9 protein-coding genes and 2 tRNA genes are annotated in these 12,656 nt (G+C 52.6%); 8 read left to right on the top strand and 3 right to left on the bottom strand.

All coding sequences use genetic code 11. The features are described from left to right. Positions 1-28: 28 nt before the first annotated feature. Positions 29-1,696, top strand: a complete 1,668-nt coding sequence (locus PREDE_RS02675; protein WP_005843589.1) for an AMP-binding protein — start codon at positions 29-31, stop codon at positions 1,694-1,696. A gap of 55 nt (positions 1,697-1,751) precedes the next feature. After that, positions 1,752-3,416, top strand: a complete 1,665-nt coding sequence (locus tag PREDE_RS02670) for an AMP-binding protein (RefSeq protein WP_005843591.1) — start codon at positions 1,752-1,754, stop codon at positions 3,414-3,416. Positions 3,417-3,890: 474 nt separating this feature from the next. Here the strand turns inward: PREDE_RS02670 and PREDE_RS02665 are convergent, their stop codons facing one another. Further along, positions 3,891-4,520 carry a TetR/AcrR family transcriptional regulator gene (locus PREDE_RS02665; protein ID WP_005843595.1) on the bottom strand — a complete coding sequence of 210 codons (630 nt, stop codon included), beginning with the start codon at positions 4,518-4,520 and terminating at the stop codon, positions 3,891-3,893. 132 nt (positions 4,521-4,652) lie between these two features. Here PREDE_RS02665 and PREDE_RS02660 point away from each other — a divergent pair, with 132 nt between their 5' ends. From PREDE_RS02660 to PREDE_RS02635, 6 genes are read left to right on the top strand one after another with little or no spacing between them, the layout of a single operon-like run. Beyond that, a complete protein-coding gene (locus tag PREDE_RS02660) occupies positions 4,653-6,941 on the top strand; it encodes an NADP-dependent malic enzyme (protein ID WP_005843597.1) in 2,289 nt (762 codons plus the stop codon). Next, the gene (locus PREDE_RS02655; protein ID WP_005843599.1) at positions 6,941-7,381 is read left to right on the top strand and encodes a hypothetical protein; all 441 of its coding nucleotides are present in this window, start codon (positions 6,941-6,943) and stop codon (positions 7,379-7,381) included. Before PREDE_RS02660 ends, PREDE_RS02655 begins: the two co-directional genes overlap by 1 nt. A 49-nt stretch (positions 7,382-7,430) precedes the next feature. After that, entirely contained in the window at positions 7,431-8,915 is a 1,485-nt protein-coding gene (locus PREDE_RS02650; RefSeq protein ID WP_005843600.1) for a glycoside hydrolase family 10 protein, read from the top strand. A gap of 36 nt (positions 8,916-8,951) precedes the next feature. Further along, entirely contained in the window at positions 8,952-9,935 is a 984-nt protein-coding gene (locus PREDE_RS02645; RefSeq protein ID WP_005843602.1) for a Gfo/Idh/MocA family protein, read from the top strand. 3 nt (positions 9,936-9,938) lie between these two features. Further along, positions 9,939-11,039 carry a DUF4421 domain-containing protein gene (locus tag PREDE_RS02640; protein WP_005843604.1) on the top strand — a complete coding sequence of 367 codons (1,101 nt, stop codon included), beginning with the start codon at positions 9,939-9,941 and terminating at the stop codon, positions 11,037-11,039. Positions 11,040-11,058: 19 nt separating this feature from the next. Continuing rightward, positions 11,059-12,000, top strand: coding sequence for an N-acetylmuramoyl-L-alanine amidase-like domain-containing protein (locus tag PREDE_RS02635; protein WP_005843605.1), 942 nt, complete (start codon positions 11,059-11,061; stop codon positions 11,998-12,000). Between the two features lie 21 nt (positions 12,001-12,021). On the opposite strand, the gene PREDE_RS02630 is transcribed toward PREDE_RS02635, so the two are convergent. Both PREDE_RS02630 and PREDE_RS02625 read right to left on the bottom strand, forming a co-directional pair. Further along, positions 12,022-12,092: transfer RNA gene (locus tag PREDE_RS02630), tRNA-Gly, on the bottom strand. Positions 12,093-12,110: 18 nt separating this feature from the next. Next, a tRNA-Thr gene (locus PREDE_RS02625) sits at positions 12,111-12,186 on the bottom strand. Positions 12,187-12,656: the final 470 nt, after the last annotated feature.

Here is a 12,656-nt window from a genome sequence, read left to right as displayed (position 1 = left end):
CTTTGCACAATAATTAGAATTTTGTGCAATGGATAATATACCCAGTTTCAATTCTCTCATCGAAAAAACAATTGTAAACCATTGGGAGAAAGATGCACTTACCGACTATAAAGGTGCAACCCTGCAATATCACGACGTCGCCCGCAAGATAGAGAAATTGCATATCATGTTCGAGCACTCGGGTATCAAACAAGGCGACAAGATTGCCATCTGCGGCCGAAACAGTTCCATGTGGGCATGCGCCTTTTTAGCAGCCGTAACCTACGGAGCGGTCATTGTACCCATACAGCACGAATTCACCCCCGACCAGATATACAACATCGTCAACCACTCTGATTCCAAACTGCTGTTTGTGGGCGATGTCGTGGCCACCTCCATCGATTCGGAACAAATGCCAAATCTGGAGGGCATTGTCTATCTGCCTGATGCTTCCTTGATTGTCAGTCGTTCAGAAAGACTGTCCTATGCGCGGGAACACCTCAATGAAATGTTCGGGCACAAGTATCCCAAATACTTCAGACAGGAGCACGTTCACTATTATCAGGACGACCCCGAGGGGCTGGCCATGATTAACTACACGAGCGGAACCACCGGCTTCTCGAAGGGTGTCATGCTACCCTATCGCGCGCTGTGGAGCAATATGGACTACCTGATGGAAGCCATAGGAAGCAAGCTCAAAAAGAACAGCGACGTGCTGGCCATCCTGCCCATGGCTCACATGTACGGCTTGACCTGCGAGTTCCTGTTGCAGTTCTGCATGGGCAACCATCTCTTTTTCCTGACCCGTCTGCCGAGCCCGTCCATTATTCAGGAAGCCTTTGCCGAAATACATCCCAGCATCATCGTCTCCGTACCTCTGATTATAGAAAAGATTGTGCGGAAGAAGATATTCCCCATCGTCAACAACACTCGCGTGCGTCTCTTGCTGAAGATGCCGGGAATCAACAAGAAAGTGAAGGAGCGTCTGCATCAGATGGTTTTGGATGTCATGGGGGGCAATGCCTACGAAATCATGATAGGCGGCGCCAGCTTCAGCAAGGAGATAGAGCAGTTCTTTACAAGCATCAACTTCCCGGTCACCGTGGGCTACGGCACGACGGAGACGGGGCCCATGATTACTTTTTCGGACTATACCGACTTTGTTCCGGGCTCCTGCGGCACTGCGGTGAAGCACATGGAAGTCAAGATATTAAGCCCCGACCCGGCCAATGTTGCCGGCGAAATTGTTACGCGCGGGCTGAATGTCATGCACGGCTATTACAAAAACGAACAGGCCACCCAATCCGTCATCGACGAGAACGGATGGTTCCACACCGGCGACCTGGCCAAGATGAGCCAGGACGGACACGTGTTTATCCTGGGCAGAATCAAGAACATACTTCTGGGAGCCAACGGGCAGAATGTGTATCCCGAAGAAATCGAGGACAAACTGAACTCGATGGCCATGGTCAGCGAGAGCCTGATTCTGCAAAAGGGAGACAAGCTCGTGGGCCTCGTCCATCCGGACATGGACGAGGTGCATGCGTTGGGATTTACTGACGAAGACCTGAACAGCATCATGGAGGAGAACCGAAAGAATCTCAATCTTCAGCTTCCCTCGTTTTGCAAAATCAGTGAAATTAAGCTGCACGACAAAGAGTTTGAGAAAACACCCAAGAAATCCATCAAGCGTTATCTCTATCAGAACGCAGTATAGCGCTCCACCAGTAGAGAAATCAAGAGACCCAAGAATTTCATTAATGAGGAGAAATATGGAGAATATTCCGAGCTTCAACCGGCTGATACAAAAAAGTATTGTGGAAAACTGGGAGCGAGACGCCCTCACCGACTTTAAGGGAGCAACCCTGCAGTATCATGACGTGGCACGCAAGATAGAGAAGCTGCACATCATGTTTGAAAACTCCGGGGTGCAGAAAGGAGACAAGATTGCCCTGGCCGGCCGGAACAGCGCCGCGTGGGCCGCCGCTTTCCTGGCCGTGCTCACCTATGGCGCCATAGCCGTGCCCATCCTGCATGAGTTTACGGCCGACCAGATTCACAACATCGTCAACCATTCCGACGCCAAGCTGTTGTTCGTGGGCGACGTGGTCGCCACGGAGATAGACGCCACCAAGATGCCCAAACTGGAGGGCATCATCTACATTCCGGACTACTCGCTGGTGCTGTCGCGCACGGACAAACTGACTTACGCCCGCGAGCATCTGAACGAAATCTTCGGCAAGAAGTTTCCCAAGTATTTCCGCAAGGAGCATGTGAACTATTATGTGGAGGAAAACCCAAACGAGCTGGCCCTCATTAACTATACCAGCGGTACGACGGGCTTTTCCAAGGGCGTGATGATCCCCTACCGTGCCCTGTGGAGCAACGCCGACTTTGCCGAACACGTGCTGGGCACCCAAATTCATGCCGAAGACAGTGTCATCAGCATCCTGCCGATGGCCCACATGTACGGCATGGCCTTCGAGTTCCTGTTCGAGTTCATCAAGGGCTGCCACATCTACTACCTGACGCGCATCCCCTCGCCGGCCATCATTGCCCAGGCCTTTGCCGAGGTGAAGCCCAAAATCATCATTTCCGTACCTCTGATTATCGAAAAGATCATCAAGAAAAAGGTGTTCCCGAAGATGCAGGACACCAAGATTCGCATCCTGCTGAAGATGCCGGGCATCAACAAACGGGTGTACGAGAAGATTTGCGAGCAAGTGTCGAAAGCTTTCGGTGGCAACTTCTACGAGGTCATCATCGGCGGCGCGGCATTCAGCCAGGAGGTCGAGACATTCCTGCACCAAATCGGATTCCGCTACACCGTGGGCTACGGGGCAACGGAGTGCGCACCCATCATCTGCTATGCCGACCACGCCTCGTTCGTACCCACGTCCTGCGGCAGGGCTGCCCTGCACATGCAGGTGAAGATTGCGAGCGAAGACCCCGCAAGGGTGCCCGGCGAGATATTGGCCAAGGGCCCCAACGTGATGCTCGGCTATTACAAGAATGAGGAAGCCACCGAGGCAGCCATCGACAAGGACGGCTGGTTCCACACGGGCGACCTCGGCACGATGGACGCCGACGGCAATGTCTTCATCAAAGGCCGCTCCAAGAACATGCTGCTGGGCTCGAACGGGCAGAACATCTACCCGGAAGAGATCGAAGACAAGCTTAACTCCATGACCATGGTCACCGAGAGTGTGGTCATCCAGGATGGCGACAAGCTGGTGGGACTGGTGTTCCCCGACTACGATGCTGCCAAGCAGATGGGATTCAACAATGAGGACCTGAAAGACATCATGGAGCAGAACCGCAAGCAAATCAACACCGTCCTGCCGGCCTACTGCCATCTTTCGTCCATCGAAATCCATGAGGAAGAATTCGAGAAGACCCCCAAGCGGTCGATCAAGCGATTCCTATACACCAGATAAAGGGTTCGAGGCTTTTTCCAACATATAGGGACATACACACGGTGTATGTCCCTATATTCAATTTATACATTCCTTTCCTTTGGCGTTTCGTGGGCCCCACGAAGGCTTCCCGACCATTCCTTTGGCGTTTCGTGGGGCCCACGAAAGCCTCCCGACCATTCCTTTGTCGTTTCGTGGGCCCCACGAAGGCTTCCCGGCCATTCCTTTGGCGTTTCGTGGGGCCCACGAAAGTCTCCCGACCATTCCTTTGGCGTTTCGTGGGCCCCACGAAGGCCTCCCGGCCATTCCTTTGGCGTTTCGTGGGGCCCACGAAGGCCTCCCGGACATTCCTTGGGCGTTTAGTGGGGCCCACGAAAGCCTCCCGGCCATTCCTTTGGCGTTTAGTGGGGCCCACGAAAGCCTCCCGGACATTCCTTGGGCGTTTAGTGGGGCCCACGAAAGCCTCCCGACCATTCCTTTGGCAAAAACAAAGACTTACATCTCCTCGATCTGGCGGTCCAGCTCACGGATTCCCTCCAACGTGCAGAATCCGCGGATAAACAGAATAATCACGTCGCGGAAAATCTCCTTAAACTCGTATTGCTTGTAAAGCCGGTTCTCCATCACGTAATTCATGGCCCCGTTGCCCACCTTTGAGATGAGCTCGTAATTGACGTTGGCCTTGAAATAGCCCTCCGCTATCCCCCGCTGGAAAAAGAGCTGAGCCTTGGCCTCCGTCTCCCGATGCCTCCCCTCCTTCCATGCCATGATCTCAGGAAACTTGTGCAGCTCCATGAAATACACGGGCGAGATGCCTGCCAGGTGGCGCATCTGCAAACGATAGAACTCCAGGATAATGTCGATGACATGGCGGTTGGCCCCGGAGGCATACGTGGCCATGTAGGCATCGAAACCGCAGTGTTCCTCCTTGACGCATTCCATCAGTAGCTGCTCCTTGTTCTTGTACAACTCGTAAACGGTGCGCTTGGAGACGGACAGCAGATTGGCAATGTCGTCCATCTTCACCGCCTTGATTCCCTTGGATTGAAACTCGCGGGTGGCAGTCTTAAGTATGCGCTGCCTGAGCCGCTGCCTGTATTCTGTTGGAGTGCCTGATTTATACATAGAAAGAAAGCATCATTAAAAACACAGTGCAAAGGTACAAAAAAACGAAAAAACCACTTTTGTTTTAAGGGTTTTTATTATCTTTGCAACTGCTTCAGAAAAGGTATCTGATAGATTTTAAACTTGATTACCATGGTCAAAATTACGAAAGAGGCCGCACTCGAGTATCATGAATCGGGGCGTCCGGGCAAGATTGAGGTAAAGCCGACAAAGCCTTACAGAACACAAACGGATCTAAGTCTCGCCTATTCTCCGGGCGTGGCCTACCCGTGTCTGGAGATTCAGAAGAACCCCGACGACGTCTACAAATATACGGACAAGGGGAATCTGGTGGCTGTCATTTCCAACGGAACAGCCGTTCTGGGCCTGGGCGACATCGGCGCCATGAGCGGCAAGCCCGTCATGGAGGGCAAGGGGCTGCTGTTCAAGATTTATGGCGGCATCGACGTTTTCGACATCGAGGTGGACGAGAAAGACCCTGTGAAATTCTGCGATGCCGTGGAAAAGATTGCGCCCTCTTTTGGCGGTATCAACCTGGAAGACATCAAGGCACCGGAATGCTTTTACATAGAGGAACGGCTGAAGAAGAACCTCGACATTCCCGTCATGCACGACGACCAGCACGGCACGGCCATCATCTCTGCCGCCGGACTCAAGAATGCGCTCGAAGTGGCCGGCAAGGACATTTCCCAGGTCAGGCTTGTGGTCAACGGGGCCGGCGCGGCTGCCATCAGCTGCACCAAGCTCTATGTGGCGCTCGGGCTGAAGACGGAGAATGTGGTCATGCTCGACTCCAAGGGGGTCATCACTTCCGACCGTCCCAACCTGACCCCACAGAAGAAACTTTTTGCTACCGACCGCCGCGACATCCACACGCTGGAAGAGGCCATCAAGGGTGCCGACGTCTTCGTGGGTCTTTCCAAAGGCAACATCCTCACGCAGGACATGATTCGCTCCATGGCCGACAACCCCATCGTGTTTGCCCTGGCCAATCCCATTCCCGAAATCAGCTATGAAGATGCCATGGCCAGCCGGCCCGACGTGCTGATGTCGACGGGGCGTTCCGACTATCCCAACCAGATCAACAACGTCATTGGTTTCCCCTATATTTTCCGTGGTGCGCTCGACGTGCATGCGCGGGCCATCAACGAAGAGATGAAGATGGCAGCCGTCCAGGCCATTGCCGACCTGGCCAAGCAGCCCATCCCCGATATTGTGAACGAGGTCTATCATGTCAACGACTTGAGCTTCGGCCCGAAATACTTCATTCCCAAACCTGTGGATCCCCGACTCATCACAAGTGTTTCCGCGGCCGTGGCCAAGGCAGCCATCGAGAGTGGCGTGGCCCGCGCCACCATCACCGATTGGGAGGCCTACAAGGATCGGCTGCGCCAGATGCTGGGCCAGGAAACCAAACTCACCCGCACCCTCCACGCCACGGCTGCGCTGCATCCCCAGCGCGTTGTGTTTGCCGAGGGCGGGCATCCCACGATGATGAAAGCTGCCGTGCAGGCCCGCCAGGAGGGCATCTGCCAACCCATTCTGTTGGGCAACCTCGACCGGCTGAACCGCATAGCCAGCCGGCTGAAGCTCGACCTCACAGGCGTGGAGATTATCGACATGCGGGCCGACAAGGAGCAAGGGCGCCGTGCCACCTATGCCAAGCATCTGGCCGAGAAGCGCGCACGCCAAGGCTATACTTTCGAGGAGGCCTACGACAAAATGTACGAGCGCAACTACTTTGGCATGTCCATGGTCGAGCAAGGCGACGCCGATGCCTTTATCACCGGCCTTTACACCAAATACAGCAACACCATCAAGGTGGCCAAGGAGGTGATTGGCATCCGTCCGGAATACAACACGTTCGGAACCATGCACATCCTCAACACCAAGAAAGGCGTCTACTATCTGGCAGACACGCTCATCAACCGCCACCCCGACCAGAACGTGCTTTACGACATTGCCCGTTTGACCGCGCACACCGTGAAGTTCTTCAATAATGACCCGGTGATTGCCATGATAAGCTATTCCAATTTCGGCACGGACGACATGGGATCACCCCAGAAAGTTCACCAGGCTGTGGAGAAACTCCAGCAGGATTATCCCGACATGGTCATTGACGGCGAGATGCAAATCAACTTTGCACTCAACAAGGAGTTGCGCGATGACAAGTTTCCGTTCACTCGCCTGAAAGGCAAGGATGTCAACGCGCTTGTATTCCCCAACATGAGTTCGGCCAACTGCAGCTACAAGCTGATACAGTCGCTCGAACCCGATGTGGAGACCATCGGCCCGATTCAGATGGGACTCAACAAGGCCATACACTTCACCGATTTTGAAGCCAGCGTGCGCGACGTTGTCAATGTCACGGCCGTTGCGGTCATCGATGCTTACGTAGACAAATTAAAAAACAATAAGTAATGAAAGCCTCCGAGCAGACTGTTCAGCAGATAGAGCGTTTTCTGAGAAAGATAGCCCAGAAGTTTCCCTCATGTCCCAATGCCACCATACTCACCGACATACATGTTCGGGTGGCGCAGGACAGCGGAGAACTTCTGGCTTTCAACGACAACGATGAGGAGATCACGCGTTGTGTCGTCGAGCAATGGATCGATAACAAGGACGAACGCTTCTACGACAGCGTTACCCTGACCATGCGCGCTGTTCTCAAGAAGTATCACGAGTTGGTCGACAATCTCGGCATTCTGAAGCCGTTCAGTTTCGTACTGGACGATGACGACAAAAACAGCTTTGCCGAGCTCTATTTGGCCGACGACGATACTGTCATTGTCGGGGGCGACTTGATGCAAGGGTTGGATAAGGATTTGGATGATTTCTTCGGTCATCTGATGGAAGAATAAATCCCATGCGCCTCTGGCAAATCATCACAACACATCCCATACCAAGGATATGAGACGATTTTTCCTCTTTCTCTTCATTTTCGCGAGCCTTTTAAATGGTCAGGCGCAAAAACGCCAGTTCAGGGGTGCCTGGATTCAGGCTGTCAACGGACAGTTCCAAGGCATGTCGCGCGACGAAATGCAGCGCACCCTGACTCATCAGCTCGACGTTTTGCAGCAAGACGGCGTCAATGCCATCATCTTCCAAGTCAGGCCCGAGTGCGATGCCCTCTATGAAAGCCGGCTGGAGCCTTGGAGCAGGTTCCTGACCGGAGTTCAGGGACGTGCCCCCTACCCTCTTTGGGATCCGCTGGCATGGATGACAGAGCAGTGCCACAAGCGCGGCATGGAAATTCACGCATGGATCAATCCCTACCGGGCCAAGACGAAAGGCACCACCCAGTTGGCCTCCGGCCATGTTGCCGTGCAGCATCCCGAACGGACTTTTTCTTATGACAATCAGATTATACTGAATCCGGCACTGAAAGAGAACCGCGACTACATTTGCCGCGTGGTTCAGGACATTGTGAGCCGTTACGATATTGACGGCCTGCACATCGACGACTATTTCTATCCCTACCCTGCCCCCGGCCAAACCATCCCCGACCAGCAATACTACGAGAGCAACCGTCAGGGCTTTTCCAACATTGGCGATTGGCGGCGCAATCATGTCAGCCTCTTCGTGCAGCAGTTGTCAGAAGTCATCCATCAGTGCAAGCCATGGATGAAGTTTGGTATTTCGCCTTTCGGCATCTACCGCAATCTTTCATCCGACCCTGTAAATGGTTCGGCTACCAAGGGTTTGCAGAATTATGACGACCTTTATGCCGATGTTATTCTTTGGGTCAACAACGGCTGGGTGGACTATTGTGTGCCTCAAATATATTGGCAGATTGGCCATCCCACGGCAGACTATGCCACACTCATCAAATGGTGGGACAAGCACGCTGCCAACCGTCCTCTCTATATTGGCGAAGACGTAGAGCGAACCGTGAAATTCGCCGACCCGCAAAATCCGGACAGCCATCAGCTGCCGGCCAAACACCGTTTGCATCAGCAGATGAGCCATGTAAACGGCACTGTGCTTTGGTATGCCAAGGCCGTTGTGGACAATGTGGGCAATTACGGCACCATACTCCGCAACAATTATTGGAAGTTTCCTGCCTTGCAGCCCCTCATGCCTTTCATCGACAGCAAGGCCCCAAAGAAACCGCGAAAACTGAAAGTGGTTGAAACCTCTGACGGTCCGGTCTTGTTTTGGCAAGGACGAAAGGCTAAAAACTGGGGCGATGAGGTCACGCAATATGTGGTCTATCGTTTTGGCAAGGGCGAGAAGATAGATCTGCAACAGGAGACGCACATCGTAGGCGTCAGCCGGCAGAATTTTATGAAACTGCCCTACAAGGACGGGCAAGAACGATACGTCTATATCGTCACTGCTCTGGACAGAATGTCCAACGAAAGTAAGGGCAGCAAAATAAAAATCAAGATTTAGTCTCCATGTAACTTTAAAGCGTTAACAAATACTGCAATGAAGGAAATCAGTTGGGGATTTATTGGATGTGGCGAAGTCACCGAGAAAAAGTCGGGGCCAGCTTTCAATGAGGTTCAGGGCTCACACGTAGAAGCGGTCATGAGCCGGAGTGAAGACAAGGCAAGGTCTTATGCCGAGCGTCATCACATCCGAAAATGGTACACCGACGCCCAGCAGCTGATAGACGATCCGGATGTCAATGCCATCTATATAGCCACTCCACCCTCCAGCCATGCCACATTTGCCATTATGTCCATGCGGGCAGGCAAACCCTGCTATGTGGAGAAACCATTGGCTGCCAGCTATGAAGACTGCCTCCGGGTCAACCGCATCAGCGAAGAGACCGGAGTCCCGTGCTTCGTAGCCTACTACCGGCGTTACCTCCCCTATTTCCAGCGTGTCAAAGATATTGTCAATGCCGGCGAACTGGGCAAGGTGCTCAATGTGCAGATTCAGTTCTCCGTGCCGCCGCGCGATCTTGATTACAACACAAGGGCCAGTCTGCCTTGGCGCCTCCAGCCCGACATCTCCGGCGGCGGCTATTTCTACGATTTGGCCCCTCATCAGTTGGATCTGCTTCAGGACTTGTTTGGCATTATCATACGCGCCCATGGCTATCCAACCAACCGCGCCCATCTCTACAAGGCCGAAGACACCATCAGTGCGGCCTATATATTTGCCAACGGCATCTCCGGCAGTGCCTCCTGGTGTTTTGTAGGTCATGAGAGTGCCAAGGAAGATCGCGTTACCATAGTTGGCGACAAGGGCACCCTGTCTTTCTCCGTATTCACTTACGATCCGATCCATCTGATTACCAACGAAGGGGATACCTGCATCCAAGTGGAGAATCCGCCCTACGTCCAGCTCCCCATCATTCGTTCCGTCATCAGTCACTTGCAGGGATTGGGTGAGTGCGAGTGTACCAGTATCAGTGCCACGCCCGTCAACTGGGTGATGGATCGTATTCTGGGCAAATTCTAATCCATGGACAGGAGCACATTTCAGCGGGCGATGTGTCTGGAGGTTGCTCTTTTGGCGACATTAGTTGTCCGTGCTCTCGGTGTCGACAGCCTGTCGGCGTCCCATCACCAATTGCGCACCCCTTTCCTGAACCGCATCTATCAGTTTGTGAAAGAGTTCTCTCGGGTAGACACCAGCTATGTAGAACCGCAGCACTACAATTTCACGCTGATGTTTCAAAACACCAACACTTACGAGGTTTATCATCTTCGCAACGCAGAAGGTCAAGAATTTGTATTTACCCCGAAACCCTCTTACAAGATAGGGCCTTACTTCGGGTGGCGCTGGATTTTTCTGGGCTACACCATCGACCTCACCCATCTTGGGGGCGAAAACAAGCAAGACTTCAACCTCAGCCTGTACAGCAACCAGATAGGAGTAGATTTGTTCTATCGCAAGTCGGGCGACGATTATCGCGTCAGCCGCGTATTCTTGGGCAAGAAATACAACACCGATGCCATGCGTGGTGCCGAGTTCGACGGTTTCCGCAGCAGCATCAAAGGCTTTAACCTTTACTATATTTTCAATCACCGCAAGTTCTCCTACCCTGCTGCCTACAGCCAGAGCACCGTGCAGCGGCGTTCCTGTGGCAGTCCCATTGCCGGAATCGGCTATACGCGCCACCAGCTGAGCGTCGACTGGCAATCGTTGGACAACCTGCTGGCCCAGCGTCTTGGCAACAACTATGCTCCAGAAGCTGTCGATTCCTCGCTCATGTTCTCAAATATCAAGTATTCCGACTATTCTCTGTCCGGCGGATATGCCTACAACTGGGTCTTCGCCCACAACTGGCTTTTCGATGCCTCTCTGCATATGGCCTTGAGCTACAAGCAGACCATTGCCGATATGAATAGTTCCACCAAAGGAATCTTCCGCGACTTCGATTTCCACAATATCAACGTGGATGGTATTACGCGTTTGGGCATCGTCTGGAATAACACCCGTTGGTTCTTTGGCACCAATGCCGTCTTCCATGCCTACAACTATCGTAAGAGCCGTTTCTCCACCAACAATGTCTTTGGCAGTGTCAACTTCTACGTGGGCTACAACTTTAGCAAACGATAACCGCTTTCTTCTTTCTGTCATGAAACAGCGTTTCTTCCTCATTTCTTTCTCCGCCCTTTTCAGCATGATGATTGGGCAGGGTATGATGGCCAAGGCCTCTATCCCCGATTACAGGCGCAGCGACTCCGTCAAGGTGATGCGTCTGTTCCGACAGGCTTCCCGGCTGGATTCCAACACCAATTTCATGATCTATTTTGCCCGCCAGCTTTGCGGACTGCCCTATGTGGGCAAGACTTTGGAGAAAAACGACAACGAGCGGCTCGTTGTCAATCTTCGGCAGCTCGACTGCACCACCTACATGGAAACTGTCGCGGCCCTCACGCTGAGCATGCGCCAGCGCAAACCCACCTTTGCGGCCTTTTGCCACAATCTGCAACAGCTCAGATACCGTGGCGGCCAAATAGCCTATACCAACAGACTCCACTACTTCACGTCATGGATAGAGGAAAACAGCAGGAAAAATCTCATCACCTGCATAGACAGCCCTAATCCGCCGTTCACCGCCACACAGACGGTACGCGCCAACTACATGACTACACACACCAGTCTCTACCCCATGCTGGTGAAACATCCCGACTGGATTCCGCAAATTGCCACGATGGAGAAAAGCATCACGGGCAAACGGTTCCCTTATATTCCCAAGAGCCAGCTCGCCAATGACAAACTCTTGCGTCAGACCATCCACGACGGCGACATCATCGTTATCCTCACTTCCAGACGAGGTCTCGACACCAGTCATATCGGCATTGCCGTCTGGCATGCCGACGGTCTTCATCTGCTCAATGCTTCCAGCATCCGCCATCGTGTGGTCGAAGAACCCAAGCTCTTCAGCCGATACATGCGCGAGCATCCCTCACATATAGGCATACGCGTGGTACGGTTGAATACGCCTAAAAAAGCCACATCAATACCGATTAAAAGTAAGATTTGCGAGGGTAAAAACAAGTCGAACCCCCAATAAACTTATTGATTTCCAGATTTGAGCGGAATACGGGAGTCGAACCCGCCTCCCAGGCTTGGGAAGCCCGTGCACTACCGATGTGCTAATTCCGCAATTTCAAATCTTGATATTGGAGCCGATACTCGGACTCGAACCGAGGACCTACGCATTACGAATGCGTTGCTCTACCAACTGAGCCATATCGGCATTTGCGATTGCAAAGGTATCATATTTTTTTTAATGCGCCAAATTTTCGGAGTAAAAATATAGCATGTGCATTTTTTAGACAGAACAAGATATTGAGTATATGGCTGCGCGGTGTTTTTTAGACAGAACAACATATTGAACATATGGCTCCGCGGTGAGGTTTTAGACAGAACAACATATTGAACATATAGCTGCGCGGTGAATGTGTACATGGGGTTTAATGTGTGATATTGCCGTGCGAGCCGGCCCCTACGCCAATACCCTTATACGCATTCATCGCGCAGCATCTGTGAAATCCGTGCAATCTGTGAGAAAATACCACGCATGGAATCTGTGGGAAAACGTCACGTATGGAATCGGTGTGCCCCTTTCCATCGCGCAGCTATATGTCCCCATCTGTTGTTCTGTCTAAAAGAATCGCGGGCCGTGTCTCACGACACAGCCCGCGCAAAAAGAGATATTATAAAAAC

The organism is Prevotella dentalis DSM 3688 (assembly GCF_000242335.1).
Classification (GTDB): Bacteria; Bacteroidota; Bacteroidia; order Bacteroidales; family Bacteroidaceae; genus Prevotella; species Prevotella seregens.
Note: the sequence above shows the minus strand (reverse complement) of the source record. Positions and strands in the feature narration are given on the sequence as shown.